The sequence below is a fragment of the Microbacterium aurantiacum genome (genome assembly GCF_040532595.1).
Taxonomy (GTDB): Bacteria; Actinomycetota; Actinomycetes; order Actinomycetales; family Microbacteriaceae; genus Microbacterium; species Microbacterium chocolatum_B.
In genome coordinates this window covers 2,470,723-2,496,036 of the sequence record NZ_JBEVYX010000001.1, presented here as the reverse complement: position 1 = coordinate 2,496,036, position 25,314 = coordinate 2,470,723, and the positions used below count along the sequence as shown (strand labels likewise).

The 25,314-nt window shown below is 70.8% G+C and carries 21 protein-coding genes; 4 read left to right on the top strand and 17 right to left on the bottom strand.

The window, feature by feature from the left end; all coding sequences use genetic code 11:
- Window positions 1-55: 55 nt before the first annotated feature.
- Window positions 56-1,708 carry a Mur ligase family protein gene (locus ABXJ56_RS11640; protein ID WP_353999820.1) on the top strand — a complete coding sequence of 551 codons (1,653 nt, stop codon included), beginning with the start codon at window positions 56-58 and terminating at the stop codon, window positions 1,706-1,708.
- 22 nt (window positions 1,709-1,730) lie between these two features.
- Here ABXJ56_RS11640 and dxr read toward each other — a convergent pair whose 3' ends face one another.
- Window positions 1,731-2,813: a 1-deoxy-D-xylulose-5-phosphate reductoisomerase gene (gene dxr, locus ABXJ56_RS11635; protein WP_353999819.1), complete on the bottom strand. Its 1,083-nt coding sequence runs from the start codon at window positions 2,811-2,813 to the stop codon at window positions 1,731-1,733.
- 43 nt (window positions 2,814-2,856) lie between these two features.
- Window positions 2,857-3,807, bottom strand: a complete 951-nt coding sequence (locus tag ABXJ56_RS11630) for an FKBP-type peptidyl-prolyl cis-trans isomerase (protein WP_353999818.1) — start codon at window positions 3,805-3,807, stop codon at window positions 2,857-2,859.
- A 200-nt stretch (window positions 3,808-4,007) separates the two neighbouring features.
- Between ABXJ56_RS11630 and ABXJ56_RS11625 the strand changes: the two genes are divergently transcribed.
- Window positions 4,008-4,709 (top strand): lysophospholipid acyltransferase family protein, encoded by a 702-nt coding sequence (locus ABXJ56_RS11625; RefSeq protein WP_354000015.1) that lies wholly within the window; start codon window positions 4,008-4,010, stop codon window positions 4,707-4,709.
- A gap of 6 nt (window positions 4,710-4,715) precedes the next feature.
- On the opposite strand, the gene ABXJ56_RS11620 is transcribed toward ABXJ56_RS11625, so the two are convergent.
- On the bottom strand, window positions 4,716-5,192 hold the full coding sequence (locus ABXJ56_RS11620) for an OsmC family protein (RefSeq protein ID WP_353999817.1): 477 nt from the start codon (window positions 5,190-5,192) through the stop codon (window positions 4,716-4,718).
- Window positions 5,193-5,243: 51 nt separating this feature from the next.
- Between ABXJ56_RS11620 and ABXJ56_RS11615 the strand changes: the two genes are divergently transcribed.
- Both ABXJ56_RS11615 and ald read left to right on the top strand, forming a co-directional pair.
- Window positions 5,244-6,233, top strand: coding sequence for an asparaginase (locus tag ABXJ56_RS11615; RefSeq protein WP_353999816.1), 990 nt, complete (start codon window positions 5,244-5,246; stop codon window positions 6,231-6,233).
- Between the two features lie 56 nt (window positions 6,234-6,289).
- Window positions 6,290-7,405 (top strand): alanine dehydrogenase, encoded by a 1,116-nt coding sequence (ald, locus tag ABXJ56_RS11610; protein WP_353999815.1) that lies wholly within the window; start codon window positions 6,290-6,292, stop codon window positions 7,403-7,405.
- A gap of 281 nt (window positions 7,406-7,686) precedes the next feature.
- Here the strand turns inward: ald and ABXJ56_RS11605 are convergent, their stop codons facing one another.
- The 14 genes from ABXJ56_RS11605 to ABXJ56_RS11540 form a co-directional block, all read right to left on the bottom strand.
- Window positions 7,687-9,252 carry an APC family permease gene (locus tag ABXJ56_RS11605; protein ID WP_353999814.1) on the bottom strand — a complete coding sequence of 522 codons (1,566 nt, stop codon included), beginning with the start codon at window positions 9,250-9,252 and terminating at the stop codon, window positions 7,687-7,689.
- A 32-nt stretch (window positions 9,253-9,284) separates the two neighbouring features.
- Window positions 9,285-12,143 (bottom strand): FtsK/SpoIIIE domain-containing protein, encoded by a 2,859-nt coding sequence (locus tag ABXJ56_RS11600; protein ID WP_353999813.1) that lies wholly within the window; start codon window positions 12,141-12,143, stop codon window positions 9,285-9,287.
- Between the two features lie 67 nt (window positions 12,144-12,210).
- Window positions 12,211-12,993, bottom strand: coding sequence for a PP2C family protein-serine/threonine phosphatase (locus tag ABXJ56_RS11595; RefSeq protein WP_353999812.1), 783 nt, complete (start codon window positions 12,991-12,993; stop codon window positions 12,211-12,213).
- Window positions 12,994-13,061: 68 nt separating this feature from the next.
- On the bottom strand, window positions 13,062-15,041 hold the full coding sequence (locus tag ABXJ56_RS11590) for an ABC transporter ATP-binding protein (protein ID WP_353999811.1): 1,980 nt from the start codon (window positions 15,039-15,041) through the stop codon (window positions 13,062-13,064).
- 50 nt (window positions 15,042-15,091) lie between these two features.
- Window positions 15,092-16,825 (bottom strand): ABC transporter ATP-binding protein, encoded by a 1,734-nt coding sequence (locus ABXJ56_RS11585; RefSeq protein ID WP_353999810.1) that lies wholly within the window; start codon window positions 16,823-16,825, stop codon window positions 15,092-15,094.
- A gap of 20 nt (window positions 16,826-16,845) precedes the next feature.
- Entirely contained in the window at window positions 16,846-17,838 is a 993-nt protein-coding gene (locus tag ABXJ56_RS11580; RefSeq protein ID WP_353999809.1) for an aldo/keto reductase, read from the bottom strand.
- Between the two features lie 79 nt (window positions 17,839-17,917).
- A complete protein-coding gene (locus tag ABXJ56_RS11575; RefSeq protein ID WP_353999808.1) occupies window positions 17,918-18,604 on the bottom strand; it encodes a large exoprotein in 687 nt (228 codons plus the stop codon).
- A gap of 120 nt (window positions 18,605-18,724) precedes the next feature.
- Entirely contained in the window at window positions 18,725-19,489 is a 765-nt protein-coding gene (locus ABXJ56_RS11570) for a YaaA family protein (protein ID WP_353999807.1), read from the bottom strand.
- 88 nt (window positions 19,490-19,577) lie between these two features.
- Complete coding sequence (locus tag ABXJ56_RS11565) at window positions 19,578-19,838, bottom strand: F0F1 ATP synthase subunit epsilon (protein WP_053547620.1); 261 nt, start codon at window positions 19,836-19,838, stop codon at window positions 19,578-19,580.
- A 2-nt stretch (window positions 19,839-19,840) separates the two neighbouring features.
- A complete protein-coding gene (gene atpD, locus ABXJ56_RS11560) occupies window positions 19,841-21,289 on the bottom strand; it encodes a F0F1 ATP synthase subunit beta (protein ID WP_353999806.1) in 1,449 nt (482 codons plus the stop codon).
- A 38-nt stretch (window positions 21,290-21,327) separates the two neighbouring features.
- Window positions 21,328-22,224, bottom strand: a complete 897-nt coding sequence (locus ABXJ56_RS11555; protein ID WP_353999805.1) for a F0F1 ATP synthase subunit gamma — start codon at window positions 22,222-22,224, stop codon at window positions 21,328-21,330.
- Between the two features lie 19 nt (window positions 22,225-22,243).
- Window positions 22,244-23,881, bottom strand: a complete 1,638-nt coding sequence (gene atpA / locus ABXJ56_RS11550; protein WP_353999804.1) for a F0F1 ATP synthase subunit alpha — start codon at window positions 23,879-23,881, stop codon at window positions 22,244-22,246.
- 62 nt (window positions 23,882-23,943) lie between these two features.
- A complete protein-coding gene (locus tag ABXJ56_RS11545) occupies window positions 23,944-24,735 on the bottom strand; it encodes a F0F1 ATP synthase subunit delta (RefSeq protein ID WP_353999803.1) in 792 nt (263 codons plus the stop codon).
- On the bottom strand, window positions 24,735-25,289 hold the full coding sequence (locus ABXJ56_RS11540; protein ID WP_353999802.1) for a F0F1 ATP synthase subunit B: 555 nt from the start codon (window positions 25,287-25,289) through the stop codon (window positions 24,735-24,737). Before ABXJ56_RS11540 ends, ABXJ56_RS11545 begins: the two co-directional genes overlap by 1 nt.
- Window positions 25,290-25,314 lie beyond the last annotated feature (25 nt).

The window sequence follows — 25,314 nt, the reverse complement described above, 5'->3', positions numbered from 1 at the left end:
ATCCCCGCCCGACCATCCCGGCGGAGGCCGGGCCGGGTGAGAAGATGGGAGCGCCATGCCCAGTGACGCCGCCTCGAACCTGCCGCCCGTGCTCCGCCCGCGCACCGCTCCGTCCGTGAGTCTCCGCGCTCTCGCGGAGACCTTCGCCGCCGATGTGCGCGGGGAGGCGGACGGCGTGATGATCCACGGGCTCACCCTGGCCACCGGGGATCTCCGCCCCGGCGACCTGTTCGTCGCGACGCAGGGCGTGAACCGCCACGGCGCCGAGTTCGCCGCCGACGCGGCAGCCCGCGGCGCGGTGGCCGTGCTGACGGACGCCGCCGGCGCGGCCCTGACGTCGACGTCCGCGCTGCCGGTCCTCATCGTCGACGACCCCCGCGCCGTGCTCGGTGCGCTGTCCGCCTGGGTGTACGGCACCGGCCGGGACGACGCCCTGCCGCTCCTGTTCGGCACGACCGGGACGAACGGCAAGACCAGCGTGTCGCACCTGCTGGAGGGGATCCTCGAGCAGCTCGGCGCCGTCACCGGACTCTCCTCGACCGCGGAGCGCCACATCGCGGGCGAGGTCATCGTGTCGCGTCTGACCACCCCCGAGGCGTACGAGATGCACGCACTGCTGGCGCTCATGCGCGAGCGCGGCGTCGAGGCCGTCGCCGTCGAGGTCAGTGCCCAGGCGCTCAGCCGCCGACGCGTCGACGGCATCGTCTTCGACGTCGCCGGCTTCACCAACCTCACGCACGACCACCTCGACGACTACGCCGACATGCGCGAGTACTTCGAGGCGAAGATGCCGCTCTTCCGCGCCGACCGCGCCCGTCGCGCGGTGATCTGCATCGACGCCGCCACCGGGCTCGAGGTGCGTGAGCGCTGCGAGGTGCCCGCGGTCACGGTCGGGACGCCCGCGATCGCCGACGACCCCGACACGGCGGCCGCGGCGGACTGGACCGTCGAGATCCTCGAGGAGCGCAAAGACGGCACGCGCTTCCGCCTCGCGGCGCGGGACGGCCGCGCGCTCACGACGGTCGTGCCGGTCATCGGACGCCACATGGCGGCCAACGCGGGGCTTGCGATCGTGATGATCCTGGAGGGCGGATACTCCTGGGAGCGGCTCGTCGCGGCACTCGACGGCGGCCGCATCCGCGCGTTCCTCCCGGGTCGCACACAGCTGGTGTCGGGCGAGCGCGGCCCCGCGGTCTTCGTCGACTTCGGACACTCCCCGGATGCCTTCGAGAAGACGCTGGCGGCCGTGCGTCGGGTGACCCCCGGCCGGGTCGTCATGCTCGTCGGCGCGGACGGCGATCGCGACAAGACCAAGCGACACGACATGGGCCGCACCGCCGTCCTCGGCAGCGACATCCTCGTCGTCACCGACCACCACCCCCGACACGAGGATCCCGACGGCATCCGCGCGACGCTGATCGAGGGCGCGCGCCGCGCGCGGCCGGATGCCGAGATCCACGAGTCGTCTCCGCCCGAGCGGGCCATCCGGGAGGCGGTCGCGCTCGTCGGCGAGGGCGACGCGATCCTGTGGGCCGGTCCCGGCCACCAGGACTACCGCGACATCCGCGGCGTCCGCACGCCCTACTCCGCGCGCGAGCTCGCCCGCCGGGCGCTGCGCGACGCCGGCTGGCCGGTGCCGGAGCCCGCGTGGCCGGTGCCGTACCCGGAGGACTCCACTCCGTCGTCGGATCCGCTCCGTCCGGCCTGAGCGGCCGCGGACCCCGGGCGGGTCAGGATCGCGCGATCATCCCATCGGCGGTCTCCCGCGCCCATCGCTCCGCCTCGGCGAGGCTGTCGCGCGTGAGCTCGGCGGGCGCCGAATGCGCATCGAGCACGCGCTCGATCGTCTCGACGATGCCCGGGAACCCGATCCGGCCCTCGTGGAATGCGTCGACGGCCTGCTCGTTCGCGGCGTTGAACACCGCGGGATGGGTGCCGCCGGCCCGGCCGACCTGCTTCGCGAGGCGCACTGCGGGGAAGGCGTCCTCGTCGAGCGGCTCGAACGTCCATGCGGTCGCGGCGGTGAGATCGAGCGGCCGGCCCACGCCCGCCACGCGGTGCGGCCAGTCCAGACCGAGCGAGATCGGCAGCCGCATGTCGGGCGGTGAGGCCTGGGCGATGGTGGACCCGTCGACGAACTCGACCATCGAGTGGACGATCGACTGCGGGTGCACGACGACGTCGATGTCGGCGTAGGCGACGTCGAACAGCAGGTGGGCCTCGATGACCTCGAGCCCCTTGTTCACCAGGGTGGCGGAGTTCGTCGTGACCACGCGCCCCATGTCCCACGTGGGGTGCGCGAGCGCCTCTGCGGGGGTGACCGCGGCGAGCGAGGCCCGATCGCGCCCGCGGAACGGGCCGCCGGACGCCGTCAGGATGAGCCGTCGAACCTCGGCGGCCGTGCCGCTGCGGAGCGCCTGCGCGATCGCGGAGTGCTCCGAGTCGACCGGGACGATCTGGCCGGGCGCCGCGACCCGCGTGACGAGTTCGCCACCGACGATGAGCGACTCCTTGTTCGCCAGCGCCAGCGTCCGGCCCGCCGCGAGGGCGGCCAGAGTCGGACCGAGCCCGACGGACCCGGTGATGCCGTTCAGGACGACATCCGCCTCCACGTCGACGACCAGCTGCTCCGCCTCGTCAGCGCCGACGGCGACGTGCTCGACGTCGAACTCCGCGGCCTGAGCGCGCATGTCCTCCGCGCGCGAGAAGGCGGACAGGCCGACCACCTCGAACCGATCCGGGTTGGCCCGGATCACGTCCAGAGCCTGCGTGCCGATGGAACCGGTGGAGCCGAGGACGATGACGCGTCGCATCCGGCCAGCCTAGCGCCGCGCGGAGGCCGCGCCCGAGGGCGCCTTACTGCTGGGCGCGGGCGGCGTCGATGATGTCCACGACGAAGACCAGGGTCTCCCCGGCCAGCTCGTGGGTGCTGGATCCGGTGTCGCCGTATCCGCACGCCGGGGGCATTGCGACCACGACGGTGGATCCCACGGTCTGGCCCTCCAGCGCGCGCTGGAAGCCGCTCACCACGCCGAGCGTGGAGAACGTCGCGGGCTCGCCGCGCTCCCAGCTGGAGTCGAAGACGGTGCCGTCGCTCCACTTCACCCCGGTGTAGTCCACGGTGACGTTGTCGCCGGGCTCGACCACCGCGCCGTCGCCCTCCTCGAGCACCTCGAGCTGGACCTCGGCCGGCGGCTCGGCATCCGCGATGGTGATCGTGGGCACGCCCTCGCCGTCGAACTCCACGGTCGGGAAGTCGGGGCCGGGCTCGGCCACGGCGCACCACTGGTCGGCCGGGGTGACGCCCAGCACGTCGATGACGTAGACCTGGCCGGCGGAGGCGCCGGTGGTGTCGGGCACCGTGACGACGACGCGCGAACCTTCGGTCGCGCATCCGAAGTAGAAGTCCGCGCCCGAGCCGAGCGCGATCGGCATCGCGGGGAGCGGGGAGCCTCCGAAGCCGCCCTCCTGGATGCTCTCCCCGGTGGAGGCGTCGAAGACGGCGAGCGCGTACGAGACGTAGTCGCCGTCGGAGATCGCGGCTCCGTCGCCCTCGACGAGGACCTCCCGCTCCGCGCTGGTGAACTCCAGCGGAGTCTCGAACGTCGCCGTCGCACTCTCGCCGACCTCGCCGTCGACCGTGATGGAGGTGACGATGTCGCCGCTCGGCGCAGCCACGGAGCACAGGTCGCCGGCGGCGGCCTCGGTGGCCGTCGGCGTCGCCTCCGGGGCGCCGCCGGCGCACCCGGTGAGGACGAGGGCCGTCAGAGCGGCGAAGGACAGAGCGGCAAGCGGGCGGATGCGCACGGAGAAGACCTCGGAGATTGAGAACGGGAGTGTTCATCTTCGCGCACTTTTTCTTGGTCCGCGCTGGGAGTACAGGCATTCCCCCGCGAGAATGCGATCCGGAGTACCCTCGTCGGGTGACATCGGACCCGGCCCCCACCCCCGAGGACGACTCTCCGCAGACCCCCGATTCCCCCGCGGACTCGGCGTCGCCGCAGAGGATGGGCGCGACCTACGCGATCGGCCGCTTCGCCATCTCGACCCTCGGCCGATTGGTCTACCGCCCGCATGTCGAGGGGCGGGACCTCGTTCCCCGCCAGGGCCCCGTGATCTTCGCAAGCAACCATCTGTCGTTCCTCGACTCCATCGCCATCCCCGTCGCGGCGCCGCGGCCGGTGCACTTCCTGGCCAAGTCGAGCTACTTCGAAAGCGCCGGATCCCGCTGGTTCTTCACCTCGATCGGTGCGATCCCGGTCCAGCGCGGCGCGGGTCAGGCGGCGCTCGACGCGCTCGACCAGCAGCGCCGCATCCTGCAGGAGGGCCGAGCGGTCGCCCTGTACCCCGAGGGGACCCGATCCCTCGACGGCCGTCTCTACAAGGGGCGCACCGGCGTCGCCTTCCTCGCGCTCCAGACGGGGGCGCCCGTCGTCCCGGTCGGTCTCATCGGGACGGATGCCGTCATGCCGGTGGGCGCGAAGATGCCCTCCCTGCGCCACCGTGTGACGGTGAAGTTCGGTGCCCCCCTGGATCTGTCCCACCATGGGCCGGCGACGTCGGGTCGGGCGCGCAGAGGTGCCACCGACGAGATCATGGCGGCCATCCACGCGCTCTCCGGGCAGGAGCTCGCCGGCGCCTACAACGAGGTCCCCGCGCAGAACCCGATCGAGCGCATCAAGCAGGTCCTGCCGCACGAGCGGCTCTGAGGGTCCTCAGTCCGCGCGGACGATCACGGTCGGCTCATGCCGCACCGGGAAGTTCACGGAGTTGGCGATGAAGCACCACTCCTGCGCCTGAGCGTGCATGGCCTCCGCCGCGCCGCGCATGGACTCCTCCGCCACGGTCACGCGCGGTCGGAGCACCACCTCGCGGAAGGCCCCTCCCCCGCGCCCGTCCTCCACCATCAGCCCCGTGGCATCGTCCTCGTAGCCGAGCACGACGACCCCTGCGCCGACGCACGCGTGGAGGTACGACAGCAGGTGGCATTCGCTGAGTGCCGCCAGCAGCAGGTCCTCCGGGTTCCACCGCGCGGGGTCTCCTCGGAACGGCTTGTCGGCGGATGCCGGAAGCTCGGGCTTGCCCGGCACGGCCAGTGTCACGGAGCGGTCGTAGTCGCGGTAACCGGAGGTCCCCGAACCACGGTCCCCGGTCCACGTGGCCCGGACGGAGTATCGATGCTCGCCGAACATGAGCACAGTCTGTCATGGGGGCGCGCGACATCCCGGCGCTAGGCTGGAGCGGTGCCGCAGACCTTCGCCGCAGCCGACGCCGTCGAGCTCGCCTTCGTGGAACGCAGCGGTTTCGTCGAGTCCCGTCACGTGGGGATCGCGGTGGTCCTCGCCCCGGACGGCACGATCCGCGATCGCCTCGGCGACGTCGATGCGCTGATCCTCCCCCGATCGAGCCTCAAGCCCCTTCAGGCGCTCGCCTTCCTCGCCGCCGGCGCCCCCCTGGACGGCGAGCGTCTCGGGCTCGCGACCGCGAGCCACTCCGGCACCGACCGCCATGTGGCCGTGGTCCGCGACATCCTCGATGCCGCCGGCCTCGGCGAGGACGCCCTCCAGTGCCCCCCGGCGTGGCCGGGAGACACCCCCACGCGCGACGATCTCGTGCGCGAGCGGCTCGCGCCGGCCCGCATCCGGATGAACTGCTCGGGGAAGCACGCCGCGATGCTGCTGACCTGCGCCGTCAACGGCTGGGACACCGCCACCTACCTCGACCCCGCCCATCCGCTGCAGGCGCAGATCCGCGAGACGGCCGAGCGGCTCCTCGGCGAGAAGGTCGGCGCCACCGCCGTCGACGGGTGCGGCGCTCCGGTCTACCCCGTCTCGCTCACGGCGCTCGCGCGGGCGATCCACCGGATCGGCACCGCCTCCCCCTCCTCCCCCTTCGCGCTGCATCGCAGTGCCGGCGCACTCGTCGCCGCGGTCCGCACCCATCCGTGGACGATCGACGGGCCCGACCGCCCCGACACGATCGCCATCGAGCGCCTCGGTGTCTTCGCCAAGACGGGCGCCGAGGGCGTCCTGGTGATGGTCGCCCCGGACGGCACCACGGTGGCGCTGAAGGTGCTCGACGGGAACGGCCGCGCGGCCACCGCCGTGGCCCTCCGCCTCCTCGAGCGGGCCGGCGCCCTTGCGCCCGCCGATGTCGCCGACACGATGACCAGACTCTCGCTGTCGCTCAGCGGCGGCGATCGCACCGTCGGGGCCATCCGCCCCGCCTTCTAGAGGCGCTCCGACCCGGAGCCCGAGCGCTCCAACGGCGGAGCGGAAAGGATCGCACGATGAGGATCAGCGTCCCCACCGAGGTCAAGAACAACGAGTACCGGGTGGCACTCACCCCGTCGGGCGTCCACGATCTCGTCGCCGCCGGGCACGAGGTCATCGTCCAGGCCGGAGCCGGGTCGGGCTCCTCCATGCCGGATGCCGAGTATCGCGAAGCCGGCGCCGTCCTCCTCGAGGATCCGGCCGAGGTCTGGGACCGTGCCGAGCTGCTGCTCAAGGTCAAGGAGCCGATCGCAAGCGAGTACGGCTACTTCCGCGACGACCTCGTGCTCTTCACCTATCTGCACCTCGCCGCGGATCGCCCGCTCACCGAACGCCTGGTGACGGATGGCGTGACGGCGATCGCCTACGAGACCGTGCAGGCCGCCGGTGGCGGCCTGCCCCTTCTGGCTCCGATGAGCGAGGTCGCCGGACGACTCGCACCGATGGTCGGGGCGGCGACGCTGATGCGGTCCGCCGGGGGTCGGGGTCTGCTCATGTCGGGCGTGCCCGGAACGCGTCCGGCGACCGTCACGGTCATCGGCGGCGGTGTCGCGGGCGCCAACGCCGCGGTGATCGCCGCCGGCATGGGCGCCGACGTCACCGTCTTCGACACCAACATCCAGCGTCTGCGCTACCTCGACGACCACTTCCAGGGGCGCGTGAAGACGGCGTCGTCCAACCCGTTGGACCTCGACCGCGCCGTCGTCGCATCGGACCTGGTGATCGGTTCGGTGCTGATCCCGGGCGCGAAGGCCCCGAAGCTCGTCACCAACGAGATGGTGTCGCGGATGCGCCCCGGCTCGGTGCTCGTGGACATCGCCGTCGATCAGGGCGGCTGCTTCGAGGACACCCGGCCCACCACGCACGCCGATCCCACGTTCGCGGTCCACGACACGGTGTTCTACTGCGTCGCGAACATGCCGGGCGCGGTGCCGAACACCTCCACCTCCGCGCTGACGAACGCGACGCTCCCCTACATCCGCCAGATCGCCCGGCGCGGGTGGCGCGAGGCGCTCCGCGCCGACGCGTCGCTGGCGGCGGGTCTCAACACCCGCGGCGGACGGGTGGTCAACGCGGGCGTGGCGGCCGCACACGACCTTCCGGCGGGCGACGTCGCCGACGCGCTCGCCTGAGGCACGCCCGCACGCCCGCACGCCCGCACGCCCGTCCGCCCGGGCGGGCGGGCCGACGGCTGAGCCTCTCGCACGGGCCGAACTCCTCCGATCCGGCCTCTACCGCCCCGAACCCGCGGCATCCGCGGCGTGTCGTCGCGGAACTGAGGAGTTGCGACCGGTGCACGGCGTCCGGCGGCAGGGCGGCCGGATGTACCGAACTCCTCCGACCCGGCCTCTACCGCCCCGAACCCGCGGCATCCGCGGCGTGTCGTCGCGGAACTGAGGAGTTCGGGCCGGTGTCAGGCGAGCCCGCCGTCGACCGATCGCGCCGCGGCCGCGGGCTCGTCCGGAACCATCACGGGCGTCTCCCGGTTCAGGCTCTCGCCGCGGAAGAACCGCTTCGAGCGCGGGAACAGGAACCACAGCAGCATGAGCACCACCCCGAGCGCGAGCGAGCCGACACCGAGGACGAAGGTGCCTCCGATGCCGAAGAGCACGGTGTAGCCGTAGTCGACGTCGAACATGTCAATGGCGGACTGGACGAAGGCGTACGTGAGCATCAGCGCGCCGAGGAGGGGCAGCACGAGTCGGTAGACGACGTTCCGTCCGGAGGTGAACAGCTCCCGCCGGAAGTACCAGACGCACGCGTAGCCGGTGATGGCGTAGTAGAAAGCGATCGCGAGGCCGAGCGACAGGATCGAGTCCTGCAGGATGTTGTCGCTGATCAGGGTCATGCCGACGTAGTAGACGGACGCGACGACACCCATCACCAGGGTGGAGAACGATGGGGTCTTGTACCGCGGGTGCACGGTCTTGAAGCGCTCCGGGAGGGCGCGGTACACCCCCATCGCGAGGGTTCCGCGCGCGGTGGGGAGGATAGTGGTCTGCGTCGAGGAGACCGCGGAGATGAGCACCGCGACGACGAGCACCCAGCCGACCGGACCGAGCAGGCCGTCCTTGATGGCGAGGAAGAAGTCGTCCGCGTTCGCGTCGTTCCCGAGTCCCGTCCCGGAGTCGCCGAGTCCGGCGTACATCATCGCGGCGACGGTGACCGAGACGTAGGTGAACAGCAGCAGGACGCAGGTGAGGAGGGCGGCCAGCCCCGGGATGCGCTTCGGATCCTTGGTCTCCTCGTTGAGGGCGAGGCACGTGTCCCATCCCCAGTAGATGAACAGCGCGAGCAGGATCGCCTCGGTGAAGCCGGACCATTCCTCGAAGGCGAACGGGTTGAACCAGTCCCATGCGAACGGCGTGGCGCCCGGGGCGGAGCCCGCGAAGTACTGCCACAGTGCCGCGACGACGAAGATCGCCAGCGCCAGGTACTGGATCGCGAGCAGGATGTTCTGCACCCGCTCGCCGATCTCCACACCGCGCCAGCTGATCCAGGTCATCGAGGCGATGAAGACGACACCGGTGGCGGTGACGAGCGGCACGTTGTCGGAGAGCAGGGCGTCCGGGCTCGAGCCGATGATGCCGTCCACGAGTGCCCAGAAGTAGATGCCGCCGATCTGCGCGAGATTGGCGAGCACGACCATGCCGGCAACGGCCACACCCCAGCCGCCCATCCATCCGACCCAGGGACCGAAGGCCTTCGTCCCCCACGTGAAGGTCGTTCCGCAGTCGGGGACCGCGTTGTTCAGCTCACGGTAGGCGAAGGCGATGAAGAGCATGGGGACGAAGGCGACGACGAAGGCGATGGGCGCCTGCGCGCCCACCGCGAGGACGACGAACCCGAGGGTCGCCACCAGCGAGTACACCGGCGCCGTGGAGGCGAGCCCGATGACGGTGGATCCCCACAGACCGAGCGTTCCCGCGGCCAGTCCTTTGCCGTCCGGCCGTTCGAGTCTGATCGGCGTGGTGGACATGACTGCGACGCTAGGGGTCGACCCCTCGGCGGTCAAGCATCGCCGACGACACGATCCGCCCGGGATTCCCCGGTGGGGAGGACGATGCGCACGGGGTCGGCACCCGCGCGCACGAGCCAGCCCCGCGGCGCACCGGCTCGAGCGAAGGGCGGCGCGTCGCGGAACCCTGTCAGGAGACGGAGCTCCGCGACGCACGACGCGTCGATCACGAGGTCGTGATCGACGCGGACGCGGGCCAGGAGCGGCCACTTCCGCTGCCATTCGTCCGGTTCGCCGATGGCCACGATCCGCTCGCCGGACGCGACCTCCGGCTCGGCATCCTCCACGCCGACGATGATCGTGCCCGCCCCCGCCCAGCGTTCCAGTGCCGTGCGCACCGCGGGTGTGCGCCGGGCCACGAGACCCGTGAACGACGCCTCCGGGAACCACGCGGCGGCGCGGGGAGCGACCGGAGCCGCCGCCGAAGCCGGAGGCATCGCGATCTGCACCCGCACCTCGTCCAGACGCCCGCGTCCGGCGGGAGCCCGCGCGACGTGATGGGCGGGATCGCCACCGGCGGCGACGTGATCCGCGCGCGAGGGCAGGTTCAGCAGGAGCCGCCGGTGGAACAGCTCGGCGGTGCGCGCGGCGGCTCCCGTCACCCTCTGCATGCTCGCCACGATCAGGACGCCTCGTTCCCGCGCGGAGCGGACGACCTCCTCCACGGCCTCGACGAAGGCGCGGGCGTAGTCGGCGGGGAAGCGTCCGACGAGACCGTCGAGGTCGTCGAGCACGATGACCGTTCCCGGCGCCGGCGGCACCCACCGCCACTCCGTCAGCAGGTCCCACGCCGCCTCGGGATCCGCGGGCACGACGACGGGAGGTTCGCTCGCGCTCGCCCCCGCTCGGTGCGTGACCAGCTGCAGCGTCGAGCTCTTCCCCGAGCGCGGACCGCCGACGACGAGAAGACTCCCGTCTGCGACGCAGACGGATGCCGGTCCTTGGCGCTGGTGCTCGGGCTCGTCGGCGAGCCCGAGCACCAGGGTCCCCGGTGCGATCGAGTGATGGACCTCCGCCGCAGGCAGCTCCCGCGGCAGATCGGGCAACCACGGGCGGCGCGGCCTCGCCTCACCCCGTGCGACGACCGCTGCGGCGTCGTCCGGATGCGACAGCGCGATGCGGACGCGCTGCGGTTCCGTGTCGGCGGCTCGACGGATGAGGGCGAGTCCCGCCGCCGCGCGATCGCCGGGGAGCTCGGCGGCATCGGGGGACCCGAGGAGGAGCCGGCTGTCGGCGGCGTCGGTGACGCGCAGGCTCATCCGCAGGGGGCAGTTCGCCAGAAGACTGTCGCGGATCACCCCCGAGGCCCGCTGTGTGCCGAGGATGAGGTGCATGCCGAGGGCACGTCCGCGCGCGGCGAGGTCGGCGAAGAGGGCGTGCAGTTCGGGATGCTCTGCGAGGACGGCGGCGAACTCGTCGATCACCACCACGAGCCGGGGCAGCTGTACGCGGGGGTCGCCGATGTCGCGGGCGCCGGCCTCCGCAAGCGTCGCCTCCCGCCAGCGGACCTCGGCGCGCAGGCTCTCGAACGCGCGCCGCGCGCCGTCGCCGTCGAGGTCGGTGATGACGCCCGTCACGTGCGGCACCTCGGCGAGCGCGTCGAAGGCGGTGCCGCCCTTGAAGTCGGCCAGCAGGAAACTCACCTGCGCGGTCGTGTGCGTCGACGCGAGAGCGAGGACCCAGGTGATGAGCAGCTCGCTCTTCCCGGCGCCGGTGACGCCGGTGACCACCGCGTGCGGGCCGTCGGTGACGAGATCGACCTGGACCGGTCCGTGCGCGTCGCGCCCGACCACCGCGGGCAGGGTGCCCGGCGCCGCCGACGGCGCGTCGGGAAGGATGTGGGCGAGCGCCACGGGGGCCGTGCCATCGAGGCCGTCCCGCAGCCAGATGCGCGCGCGCTCGGACAGGGCGTCGCCCACGGCGCGGGCCTGCTCCGCCGAGATGGCCTCGATCGCGACGGCGCCAACCGCACCCGCGTGGTCCACGCGGGCACGGGTGGGCGCCTCCACGTCCACGGTGACCGCGCAGCCGCGCGGTGCCGGTTCGCCGGGTCCGCGCCGCGCGAGGACGATGTCGGCGGTGCCGTCGGCACGCTCGCCCGGGGCGAGGAGCATCAGACGCAGACCGGAGGTCGCTCGGCGATGCGGAAGGTGCTCGGCCCACGAGAGCTCGGCGTCGAGGGCGCCGACGACGCGCAGCGCCCCGGGCGGAAGCGCGAGGCAGAGCTGGAGTGCGAGGGCGCGCTGGACGCCGCGCGCGAGCACCGGAACGCCGGAGACGACGACGCCCGCGCGGGCGGGGACGACCAGGGGTGCGTCGGTGAGTCGCGCTGCCCGCGCGCGCAGGGCGATCGAGGCGGGATCCCCTTCGCCACCGGTCATCCGCACCCCCGACTCGACGTCGCCCGACCCGAGGACGAGCAGCTCTTCCGGCTCGGACCGCGTGCGCCACACCTCGCCGTCGCGCGAGAGATAGGACGCGACGTCCGGATGCCGCATCCGACGGTGTCGGCGCTCGCTCTCGTGCCGCCGGGCGACGCGCTCGGCCAGGGCGGCCCGCTGCGCGTCGGCGTCGACGCGGTGACGGCGCCGATCGCGCCGCGCCGTGCGGGCCGCATCTCCCGCGGTGGCGATCGCCACCAGGGGTCCGAGTGCCGCCAGCCACAGAGACAGGACCGAACCGGTGACCAGCCAGAGCGCGACGGCGCCGATCACCGGCACGGTCGCCGCGACGACGGGGATGGGCGGACGCGGGGGCGCCGTCCAGGACGCCGGCAGCACGAGCGCGTCGTCGTCCCCTTGCTCCTGCGGCTCCGGCACGTCGGACGGGGGCGGGTCGGGAAGACGTCTCACAGCGGAGAGTCAACCTCGGGGACGCACGAGGGGCCCCGCGGAGCGACCGGTCTGTGGACAGACGGGGTCAGTCGGCGGCTGGGGAGGAGGGGGCGACGTCGAGGACGACGATGGTGATGTTGTCGCGCCCGCCGTTCTCGAGGGCGGCGTCCATCATCGCCGACACCGCCGCGGCGGGGTCGGCGTTCTCCACCAGGAAATGCCGGATGCCGTAGTCGGTGAGCTCCTTGGTGAGTCCGTCCGAGCAGATGACGAAGCGGTCGCCCGGTACCACGTCCAGGCGCACGTAGTCCGGGACGACGCCGTCGCTCGGGCCCACCGCGCGCGTGATCACATTGCCGTAGGGGTGGTTCTCCGCTTCCTCGGGGCTCAGCCGACCGGCGGCGATGAGCTCCTGCACCACGGAGTGATCGGTGGTGATCTGCACGATGGCGTCATCGCGCAGAAGGTAGACCCGGGAATCCCCGATGTTGAGGGTGACCCAGTGCGCCTCGTCACCGGTGGTCTCGAGATAGACGCCGGTCACGGTCGTCCCGGTGCCCTCGTCGGTGGCCTCGGGGTGGGAGGCGATGTCCTTCACGGCCCGAGCGAGCGCCTTCTCGATGGTCTTCGGCGAGACCGTCCCGGCGTCGACCGTCTCGTGCAGACGGGTGATGGCACTCGCGCTGGCGATCTCGCCGCCGACGTGGCCGCCCATCCCGTCCGCGACGACGAAGAGCGGATACTCCGCGAAGACGGCATCCTGGTTCACCTCGCGGCGACGCCCGGTGTGGGTCATCGCCGCCCAGGACAGGTGAAGTTCACCACCCGGGACACGCACGGTCCGCGAGCGGGTCGAGACATCGAGCACGCTCAGTTCCTCTCCGCGAGCCGGTTCGCCGCGATCCGGCGTTCACGGCGTCCTCACATCCTAAGGGGTCAAGGCCTCTCCCCCTCGGTCGGGGCTGCCGCGAGTGCCTCCTCCTCGACCGCATCGACGCCCGCGTCCGCGTCGGGAGCCGCTTCGAACTGCGCGTCGTACAGGCGACGGTAGGCCCCGCCGGCACGCAGGAGGGTGTCGTGCGTCCCCTGCTCGACGATTGCTCCCGCCTCCATGACCAGGATGAGGTCGGCGTCTCGGATGGTGGAGAGGCGATGGGCGATCACGAACGACGTGCGATCGGCGCGCAGCCGGGACATCGCGCGCTGGATGAGCAGTTCGGTGCGCGTGTCGACCGACGAGGTCGCCTCGTCGAGGATCAGCAGACGCGGATCGGCCAGGAACGCGCGGGCGATCGTGACGAGCTGCCGCTCCCCCGCGGACAGGTTCGTGGCGTCGTCGTCGAGGACCGTGTCGTATCCCTCGGGCAGGGCGTGGACGAAGCGATCGACGTACGCGGCCCGCGCGGCCGCGAGGATGTCCTCCTCGGAGGCGTCGGGCCGGCCGTACGCGATGTTCTCGCGGATGGTCCCGGCGAACAGCCACGTGTCCTGCAGGACCATCCCGGTGCGACGACGGAGGTCCGCCCGCGACATCCGCCGGATGTCGACCCCCTCCCCCGGGGCCGTCTCGAGCGTGATCCGTCCGGCGTCGACGTCGTAGAAGCGCATCACGAGGTTGACCAGCGTGGTCTTCCCCGCGCCCGTCGGTCCGACGATCGCGACCGTTCCGCCGGCCTCGGCGACGAGCGAGAGGTCCTGGATCAGCGGGACGTCGGCGACGTACCGGAAGGACACGTCCTCGAACGCCAGTCGACCGGCCTCGGGCGGCAGGGTCGGGGCCGCGGCGTCGTCGGGGGTCTCCTCCTCCTCGTCGAGGAACTCGAAGACCCGCTCCGCGCTCGCGACGCCGGACTGCAGCAGGTTGGCCATCGAACCGAGCTGGCTGAGGGGCTGCGTGAACTGCCGCGAATACTGGATGAACGCCTGCACCGCACCGATGGACAGCGCACCGCCCGCGACCTGCAGACCGCCCACCACGGCGATGGCGACGTAGACGAGGTTCCCGATGAACATCATCGACGGCATGATGATGCCGGACACGAACTGCGCACCGAAGCTCGCGCGGTACAGGTCGTCGTTCTCGGAGCGGAAGTCGGCCTCGACGGCCTTCTGGCGCCCGAAGACCTTCACCACCGCGTGACCCGAGAAAGTCTCCTCGACGCGTGCGTTCAGGATGCCGGTGTTCTTCCACTGCGCGGCGAACAGGCGCTGCGAGCGCCGGGCGACCAGCACCGTGATCCCGATCGTCAGCGGGATCGTCACGAGGGCGATCATCGCCAGCAGCGGCGAGATGACGAACATCATCACCATCACGCCGATGACGGTGAGCAGCGACGTGACGACCTGCGAGACCGTCTGCTGCATGCTCTGCCCGATGTTGTCGACGTCGTTCGTCACGCGGCTGAGCAGCTCGCCGCGCTGCATCCGATCGAAGGTGCGCAGCGGCAGCCGGTGGACCTTGTCCTCGACCTGCATCCGGAGCCGGTGCATGGACCGCTGGACGATGCCGTTGAGCAGGCGCGCCTGCAGCCACGCGAAGACGCTGCCGAAAGTGTAGACGGCCAGCACCAGGAGCAGAATCGAGCCGAGGGCGGCGAAGTCGACACCCGCGCCCGGGGTGAAGCTCATCGCGGCGAGCATGTCGGCCTGCTCCTGCTGCCCGGAGGCGACGAGGGAGTCCACGACCTCTTGCTCACTCGTCCCGGCGGGGAACTGCAGGGAGATGAAGCCGGCGAAGACGATGTTGGTGCCGTCGCCGAGAAGCTTCGGGCCCAGCACCGTGAGTCCCACCGACAGGATGCCGAACACGACCACCGAGATGAGCCCCGCCCGCTCGGGACGGAGGGTCCCGAGGAGCCGTCGCGCGCTCGGCCCGAAGCTGCGCGCCTTCTCGACCGGTGCCGCGCCTCGCGCCATGGGACCGCCGAAGGGGCCGCGCGCCGGCGCCCGCCCAGGCTGGGCGCCGCTCACGCCGAGGCCTCCGCCGACAGCTGGGAATCGACGATCTCGCGATAGGTGTCGTTGTCCGCCACGAGCGCGTCGTGGGTTCCGATCCCGACGATCGCTCCGTGGTCGAGGACCACGATCTGGTCGGCGTGGCGGATGGTCGACACCCGCTGCGCGACGACCAGTCGGGTGGCGTCGGGGAGATGCGCGTCGAGCGCGGTCCGGAGGGCGGCATCCGTCCGCAGATCGAGGGCCGAGAACGAGTCGTCGAAGATGTAGATCGGCGGACGCTTGACCAGGGCGCGCGCGATCGCGAGTCGCTGACGCTGACCGCCCGAGACGTTCGAGCCGCCCTGCGCGATCGGGGCGTCGAGGCCCTCCGGGAACGCCTCGACGAACTCGCGGGCCTGCGCGATCTCGAGCGCCCGCCACAACTCGTCGTCTCCGGCGTCCGCATCCCCGTAGAGGAGGTTGGAGCGCACCGTGCCGGAGAAGAGGAAGGCGCGCTGCTGGACGAGTCCGATCCGCTCCCACAGAGCATCGGGATCGACATCGCGGACGTCGACTCCGTCGACGCGGACGCACCCCGCCGTCACATCGAACAGACGCGGGACGAGACCGATGAGAGTCGTCTTGCCCGCGCCCGTGGAACCGACGACGGCCGTCGTCGTCCCGGGCTCCACCGAGAACGAGATCCCGCGCAGAACGGGGTCCTCGGCACCGGGATAGGAGAAGTCCACACCGTCGAACTCGATGAGCCCCCGAGCAGGGGTCATCGGCGCCGGGCGTTCGGCGACCACGACGGACGGCGACGTGTCGAGCACCTCGCCGATGCGCGCGCCGGAGACCGCCGCGCGCGGGATCATCACGAACATGAAGGTGGCCATCATGACGCCCATGAGGATCTGCATGAGGTAGGTGAGGAACGCGAACAGCGTGCCGATCTGCGCGTCTCCCTGCTGGATCTGGAAGGCGCCGAACCAGATGACCGCGACGCTGGAGGCGTTCAGCACCAGCATCACGACCGGGAACATCAGCGCCATGAGGTTGCCTGCGCGCAGCGCCGCCTCCTGCACATCGTCGCTGGCCGCGGTGAACCGTGCGGTCTCCTCGCGTTCGCGCACGAATGCGCGGACGACGCGGATGCCGGTCAGCTGCTCGCGCATGATCTGGTTGATGCGGTCGATGCGCTTCTGCATCACGGTGAAGGCGGGGACCATCCGCACCACGATGAGCACCACCGCGACGATGAGCACCGGGATGGACACCGCCATCAGCCAGGACAGGCCGGGGTCCAGCCGGATCGCCATGATGACCCCGCCGATGGCGAGCATCGGGGCCGAGACCATGAGCGTGGACGCCGTCTGCACCAGCATCTGCACCTGCTGGACGTCGTTGGTGTTGCGCGTGATGAGTGACGCCGGCCCGAATCTGCCCACCTCCCGCTGCGAGAACGCCACCACGCGGTGGAACAGGTCGCCGCGGAGATCCCGGCCGAGTCCCATCGCCAGGCGCGAGCCGAAGTACACCGCGATGATCGCGCAGACGATCTGGACCCCCGTCACCCCGAGCATCACCAGGCCGGTCGACCAGATGACGGGGATGTCGCCGACGACGACGCCCCGATCGATGATCTCGGCGTTGAGGGTGGGCAGAAGCAGTGCGGCGATGGACTGCGCCAGCTGGAACACCACGACGGCGACGATGAGCGGCCACGCGGGCCGGAGGTACCGCACCAGGAGTCTCCCGAGCATCGTGTCTCCTTCGGTCGGCCTCAGACCCGCGCGCCGGGGTCTTCGGGAAGAGGGAAGAGCGCGTCGATGGTCGCGACGTCCGCCGGACCGGGGCTCCACGCCGCCCCCGCCTCCGCGTTCGCCCGCACCTGCTCGGGGCGGGTGGCGCCGGCGATCACGCTGGAGAGGGCCCCTCGGGACAGCAGCCATCCGTAGGTCGCCTCGAGCATCGTGATCCCCCGCTCGGTGCAGAACGCGTCGAGGGCCTCCAGCGCCTCCCACGGCGCGTCCCGCCAGATGTGCGGGCGCTGCCGCATGATCCGCGAGTCCTCCGGGGCGTGATCGCGCGTGAACCCTCCCGCGAGGAGGCCGTTGTGGAGCGGGAAGTAGGGCAGGAAGCCCAGTCCGAACCGCTCGACGGCGGGCAGAACCTCGCGCTCGGCGGCGCGCGCGAGGAGGCTGTAGTGGTTCTGGGCGGAGACGAACGGCACACTCCCCCGCCGCTCGGCGACGTGCGCGGCATCCGCGATCTGCCACCCCGCGAGGTTGGAGTGGCCGAGATAGCGGATCTTCCCCTCGCGCACGAGATCGCCGAGGACGTCGAGGGTCTCCTCGATCGGCGTGCGGGGATCGGGGGTGTGCAGCTGGTACAGGTCGATCCAGTCCGTCTGCAGACGGGTGAGCGAGCCCTCGACCGCGCGCCGGACGTAGGAACGCGACGCCTTCCCCGCCGACACCCCGTATCCCATGTCGCGCCCGCTGTGACCGAACTTCGTCGCGAGGACGACCTCGTCGCGACGCCCGCGCAGCGCGTGGCCCATCAGCGTCTCGGACAGTCCCGGCTCGCCGCCGTACATGTCGGCCGTGTCGAGGAAGGTGACCCCCGATGCGAGCGCGGCGTCCAGGACCGCGCGTGTGCCCTCGAGCGTCTCGGTCTGCGTTCCGGGGCGGCCGAAGTTGTTGCAGCCGAGCCCGACGACCGAGACGAGGAGGCCGGAGGCGCCCAGGCGCCGGTGCGGGAGCGGAGAAGTCATTCCTTCACGCTAGACCTCCGCGCGGACACCGGAGGACGAAGCCCCCGGATCCGTGCGGATCCGGGGGCTTCGTCGGCGATCAGGCCTGGGGCGGCTGGCCGGGCGCCGGAGGCTGCGTCGACGGCGGCTGGCCGCCGGCGGGGGGCCCGGCCGGCGGGGCGGTCGGCGGAGCTGCGGGCGGGGTGTAGCCGGCCGGCGGGCCCTGCGGGGCGGGCGGCGGTGCGTAGCCGGTCGTCGCGGGGTTCGCGGGGTACCCCCCGGCGGGCGCCTGGGCGGGGATGCCGGCCCACGTGGTCTTGTCGGAGAGGAAGCCGTTGTTCGCCCACGGGGCCGCGGGGATGGCGGTGTTCCAGCGAGACTTGTCGAAGGCGTTGATGCCGAGCCACACGATGCTGAGGAAGAAGTAGAGGATCAGCCAGACCGCTTCCTTCTGCAGCTTCAGCCCCACGCGCCAGGCGGCCATGAGCGAGAGCAGGAAGGTCGCCAGGATCACGAGCTGACCGATGACCGGTATCCATCCGAGCAGAATGGACGCGCCGAACGCGATGAGGATGAGCCACGGGCTCAGGTCACCGAGCTTGAAGAACACCATGGTGTTGTAGACGGGTACCCACGCGCGCCACTTCCCTTGCACGCCCGCCTTGTCGAAGATCTTCATGAGGAAGAACGAAGTGATGACGTAACCGGCGATCGCGATGATGAACCAGACCACTGCGAACGCGGCGTAGAGGGCGAGCACGCCCCCGTCGTTGCCGTATGGATCCATGAGCGTCCTCCCAAGAACGTCGGTCGGCGTACCACGCCGTCGAGGCCCCCGGCCCCGCACGCCACATGCTAGCGGTGAGCGGGCACGCGTCACAGAACATGACGCGCGCGGATGTCCGGATCAGTCGGCCGTGGTGCGCGCGCCGAGAAGGATCTCACCGCTCGCGTCGTCACGCGCGTCCCAGCCCGCATCCGCCGCCCAGGCGAGGAAGCCCCCGCGCGAGCGGATGCGCGGCCGCGTCTGCGCGAGGTCGCGCACGAGTTCGCCCTTCGTCCGTTTGTTGAAGTGGTTCAGCGCCCGCACCACACCGTCCGCCCCCTCGGAGACCACGCGCACGTACGCGGAGGGCACGTCTGCCGGGATGGGCCCGAGTGCGACATACGCCTGGGATCGGAGGTCGAGGACGAAGTCGGGGGCTGCCTCCTCGAGGGCCTGGGAGACGGCATCCGCCCACATGCGCTTCGATGAAGGAAGCCCCGGGAGCGACACGGCCGCACCGAGTCGGTAGGCGGGGATGGCATCGAGAGCACCGACGGGTCCGAACGGCGCCGAATGGATGTGAACGTGCGCCGCGAGCCACCGCCGTGCGGCGGCGGGCAGCGTCGCCGCGCCGAGCGCGTCGAAGAGCACACCGGTGTAGCGGTCCACCGCGGGCATGGTCGCAGCCGTCGCCAGCTCGGCGTTCCGACGGATGTCGTCGAGATGGCGCGGTCCGAGGCCGAGGACCTTCGCCGCGCGCTCGGGATCCGCCGACAGCGCCACGAGCGCCTCCGCCACGACGGCGCGCTGCGAATTCAGTCCGGGATGCACCCACGCCGCGGGATGCATGGGCACGCCCGTCCCACCCGGGCGCTTGGTCTCGGAGGGGGGCAGGAGGATCAGCATGGCAACCGTGGGGTCGAGGGCGAATGACGAACCGGCCGAGCACCCGGTAGGGGCTCGGCCGGTTCGTCGCGACGTGTGCGCGAGGCGATCAGGAGATCAGCGCGGCGTTTCCGGCGACGATGGTGAGCTGGTCGCCCTCCATCGAGAGGAAGCCGTCCTGCGCATTGGCGATGATCTTCGATCCCGAGCTCTGCGTGATGCGCACCTGTCCCTCGGCGAGGATCGCGAGGACGGGCTCGTGACCGGGCATGAAGCCGATCTCTCCCTCGACGGTCTTGGCGACGACGAGCGAGGCCTCCCCCGTCCAGACCTCCGCGTCGGCGGAGACGAGACTCACCTTCAGCGGCATGATCAGGCGTTCTCCTTCTGGATCTGCGCCCACTTGGCCTCGACGTCGCCGATGCCGCCGACGTTGAAGAAGGCCTGCTCGGCGACGTGGTCGAAGTCGCCCTTGACGATCGCGTCGAACGACTCGATGGTCTCCTTGATCGGGACCGTGGAGCCCTCGACGCCGGTGAACTTCTTCGCCATGTAGGTGTTCTGCGAGAGGAACTGCTGGATGCGGCGCGCGCGCGACACGACGATCTTGTCCTCTTCGGAGAGCTCGTCGACACCCAGGATCGCGATGATCTCCTGGAGTTCCTTGTTCTTCTGCAGGATCTGCTTCACGGCCGTGGCCACGCGGTAGTGGTCCTCGCCGATGTAGCGCGGGTCGAGGATGCGGCTGGTCGAGGTCAGCGGGTCGATCGCGGGGTACAGACCCTTCGATGCGATCTCTCGCGAGAGCTCGGTGGTCGCGTCGAGGTGCGCGAAGGTGGTCGCCGGCGCGGGGTCGGTGTAGTCGTCGGCGGGGACGTAGATCGCCTGCAGCGAGGTGATCGAGTGACCGCGCGTCGAGGTGATGCGCTCCTGGAGCACACCCATCTCGTCCGCGAGGTTGGGCTGGTACCCCACCGCGGACGGCATGCGGCCGAGGAGCGTCGACACCTCGGAGCCGGCCTGGGTGAAGCGGAAGATGTTGTCGATGAAGAGCAGCACGTCCTGCTTCTGCACGTCGCGGAAGTACTCCGCCATCGTCAGCGCCGACAGGGCGACGCGCAGACGCGTTCCCGGCGGCTCGTCCATCTGGCCGAACACGAGCGCGGTCTTGTCGAAGACGCCCGCCTCCTCCATCTCGCCGATGAGGTCGTTGCCCTCACGGGTGCGCTCGCCGACACCGGCGAACACCGACACACCGCCGTGATCCTGCGCGACGCGCTGGATCATCTCCTGGATGAGGACGGTCTTGCCGACACCGGCACCGCCGAAGAGTCCGATCTTCCCACCCTGCACGTACGGGGTGAGGAGATCGATCGACTTGATGCCGGTCTCGAACATCTCGGTCTTCGACTCGAGCTGATCGAAGTTCGGCGCCTGACGGTGGATCGGCCAGCGCTCGGTGATCTCGACGGTCTCGCCGGGTGCCGCGTTGAGGATCTCGCCGGTGACGTTGAACACCTTGCCCTTGGTCACGTCGCCCACGGGAACGGTGATCTGCGCGCCGGTGTCGCGCACCTCCTGACCGCGGACGATACCGTCGGTCGGCTTCAGGGCGATCGCACGCACCAGGTCATCGCCCAGGTGCTGGGCGACCTCGAGGGTGATCTCTGTGGAGGTGTCACCGATGGTGATGGTGGTCTTCAGGGCGTTGTAGATCTCGGGGATCCCGTCGTGCGGGAACTCGATGTCCACGACGGGACCGGTGACACGGGCGACGCGGCCGACGGCCGGGGCTTCCGTCTTCTCAGCGGTGAGGCTCATGGCTTCTTCTCTTTCGGTGTGGTCTGTGTGCGCGGAGGTCACTTGCCGGAGCCCAGGGCGTCGGCGCCGCCGACGATCTCGGCGATCTGCTGGGTGATCTCGGCCTGACGGGCGTTGTTGCGGAGGCGCGTGTAGTCGGTGATGAGCTTGTCGGCGTTGTCACTGGCCGACTTCATCGCCTTCTGCGTCGCAGCGTGCTTCGCGGCCGACGACTGCAGGAGGGCGTTGAACACGCGGCTCTGGATGTACACGGGGAGGAGGGCGTCCAGGACGACTTCGGGATCGGGCTCGAACTCGTACAGCGGGTAGACCTGCGACGACGCGCTGTCGTCGGCCTCGACCACTTCGAGCGGCAGCAGGCGGACCTGCTCCGGCGACTGGGTCATCATGCTGACGAAGCGGTTGTACACGAGGTGGATCTCGTCGACCCCGGCGTCCTCGCCGCCGCGCGTGTACGCGTCGAGGAGGCTGGCCGCGATCTCCTCGGCCGTGTGGAAGTGCGGGGTGTCGGTGTCACCCGTCCACTCGGCCGCGGCCGCCATGCGACGGAACTGGAAGTACCCGACGGCCTTGCGGCCCACGAGGTAGAAGACCGGCTCCTTGCCCTGCTGACGCAGGAGCTCAGCGAGTTCCAGTCCCTCTCGCAGGATCTGCGAGTTGAACGCGCCCGCCAGGCCCCGGTCGGAGGTGAAGATCACCACGGCCGAGCGCCGGATGTTCTCCCGCTCCACCGTCAGCGGGTGGTCGACGTCGGAGTACGTCGCGACCGCCGAGACGGCACGCGTCACCGCCGTCGCGAACGGCGAGGACGCGCGCACTCGCGCCATCGCCTTCTGGATGCGCGAGGCGGCGATGAGCTCCATCGCCTTGGTGATCTTCTTGGTCGTCTGAGCAGAAGCGATCTTCTGCTTGTAGACCCGCAGTTGTGCGCCCATGTCTGTGTCCTCGTCCGCCTCAGCGGCGGCCCTTGACGATCTTCTCCTGGTTGACGTCGGCGGCCTCGGCGGCGGCGACCTCCTCGTGACCCGGCTTGCCGATCGCCTGCCCCTTGCCCGAGCGGAACTCGAGGACGAACTCGTCGGTCTTTCGCTCGAGCTCGGCCAGGATCGCGTCGTCGAGCACGTTCGAGGCGCGGAGGTCGTCGAGCACCGTGGTGTTGCGACGGAGGTAGTCCAGCAGCTCGCGCTCGAACGACAGCACGTCCTCGACCTCGATCGAGTCGAGCTTGCCGTTCGTGCCGGCCCAGATCGAGACGACCTGCTCCTCCACCGGGTACGGCGAGTACTGCGGCTGCTTGAGCAGCTCGGTCAGACGCGCACCGCGGGCCAGCTGGCGCCGGGATGCGGCATCCAGATCGCTCGCGAACATCGCGAACGCCTCGAGGGACCGGTACTGCGCGAGCTCCAGCTTCAGCGTTCCGGAGACCTTCTTGATGGACTTCACCTGGGCGTCGCCACCGACACGCGAGACCGAGATGCCCACGTCGACTGCGGGACGCTGGTTGGCGTTGAAGAGGTCGGACTGCAGGAAGATCTGACCGTCGGTGATCGAGATGACGTTGGTGGGGATGTAGGCCGAGACGTCGTTCGCCTTCGTCTCGATGATGGGCAGACCCGTCATCGATCCGGCACCGAGCTCGTCCGACAGCTTCGCGCAACGCTCGAGCAGACGGGAGTGCAGGTAGAAGACGTCACCGGGGTAGGCCTCGCGGCCCGGCGGACGACGCAGGAGGAGGGAGACGGCGCGATAGGCCTCGGCCTGCTTCGACAGGTCGTCGAAGATGATGAGGACGTGCTTGCCGTCGTACATCCAGTGCTGACCGATCGCGGAGCCGGTGTAGGGCGCGAGGTACTTGAAGCCGGCCGGGTCGGACGCCGGGGCGGCGACGATGGTGGTGTACTCCATCGCACCCGCGTCCTCGAGCGCGCCCTTGACGGCAGCGATCGTGGAGCCCTTCTGACCGATCGCGACGTAGACGCAGCGCACCTGCTTGGTGGCGTCGCCCGAGTCCCAGTTGGCCTTCTGGTTGATGATGGTGTCGATCGCGATCGCGGTCTTGCCGGTCTGACGGTCGCCGATGATGAGCTGGCGCTGTCCGCGCCCGATCGGGATCATCGCGTCGATGGCCTTGATGCCCGTCTGCATCGGCTCGTGCACGCTCTTGCGCTGCATGACGCCGGGCGCCTGGAGCTCGAGGGCACGGCGGCCGCTCGCTGCGACCTCGCCGAGACCGTCGATGGGGTTACCCAGCGGGTCGACGACACGGCCGAGGTAGCCGTCGCCGACCGGAACGGACAGGACCTCGCCGGTGCGCGTGACCTGCTGACCGGCCTCGATGCCGGAGAAGTCGCCGAGGACGACGACACCGATCTCGTGCTCGTCGAGGTTCAGCGCGAGGCCCTGGGTGCCGTCCGCGAAGAGCACCAGCTCGTTCGCCATCACGCCGGGGAGACCCTCGACGTGGGCGATGCCGTCGGCGGCGTCGATGACGGTGCCGACCTCGTTGGCCGCGGCGCCCGTGGGCTCGTAGGCGGCGACGAAGTCCTTCAGCGCGTCACGGATGACGTCGGGGCTGATAGAGAGTTCTGCCATTGTCTTCCTTCGTTCGTGGGGCCTCGGCCCCGAAATCTCCGCCTGATGCGGGAAGTCTTGTCTCAGCCGGCCAGTCGCTGACGGAGGTCGGCCAGGCGCGATGCCACGCTGGCGTCGATGACGTCGTCGGCGATCTGCACGCGCAGCCCCCCGACGACATCCGGGTCCACGACCGCGTTGACGGACACCTGCGTGCCGTAGCGCGTCGAGAGCGTGGCGGCCAGGCGGCTGCGCTGCGCGTCGCTGAGCGGCACGGCGGTGAACACCGTCGCCACCGTGCGTCCGCGCTGGTCGGCGACGAGGCGCATCGCCCAGGAGAGGAGGCGGCGCACGCGGCGCTCGCGCGGCTGCTGGACGAGCGACGACGCGATCAGCACGGTGGCCGCGCTCGCGCGACCGTTCAGTAGAGAGGACACCAGAGTGCCCTTGGCCGCGTCGTCGCCGCGGCGGCTGCCGAGCGCGAGCTCGAGCTCGGGGTTCGCGGCGACCGTACGGGAGAAGCGGAACAGCTCGTCCTCGACATCGGAGGCACCATCGGCACGGGCGGCGGCGCGGATCGCCAGCTCTTCGATCCCCTCGACCAGATCGTCGGAGGAGGACCAGCGCTGATCGACCGCGGCGCCCAGGAGCCCGAGCGTCGCCGGGGAGACCGCACGACCGAAGACGTCCTGGACGACCTTCCGGCGAGCGGCCGGGGCGGCGGCGGAGTCGGCCAGCGCGCCGCTCAGCTGCGACGAGTCGCCCACGGCGCGAGCGACGGCGAAGAGCTCACCGGCCACGCCGAGGTCGACGTCCGACGCGGAGTCCAGCGCCCGCGTCGTCGCCGCGAGGGCCTGAGTGGTCGCGCTGCCCATTACGCCTTCGCCCCTTCGGAGGCCTCGAGGTCGGCCAGGAACCGGTCGACCACGGCGTGCGCCTTCGCGTCGTCGGAGAGGGTCTCGCCGATGACACCGCCGGCGAGATCCAGGGCGAGCGTGCCCACCTCGCTCCGCAGCGACACCAGAGCGGTCTGACGCTCGGCTTCGATCTGCGCGTGCGCGGATGCGGTCAGACGCGCGGCCTCGGTGGAGGCGGCGTCCTTCGCCTCGGCGAGGATCTTCTTGCCGTCCTCGCGGGCGGCGTCGCGGATCTCTCCGGCTTCCTTGCGGGCGGCGGCGAGCTGCGCGGTGTACTCCTCCAGCGCGGCCTCGGCCTGTCGCTGCGCCTCGTCGGCCTTGGCGATGTTGCCCTCGATGGCGGCGCTACGGGCGTCGAGCACCTTGTTCAGCCGCGGGAGGGCGACGAACATCACCACGAGGAGGATGATGACGAAGCACACCCCCGACCAGATGATGTCGTACACCGCGGGCAGCAGGGGGTTTCCCCCTCCGTACTCGTCGGCGGCGATCGCGACAAGAGGCTTCAGCATCCTGTCTCCTTACTCCTACGGGCGA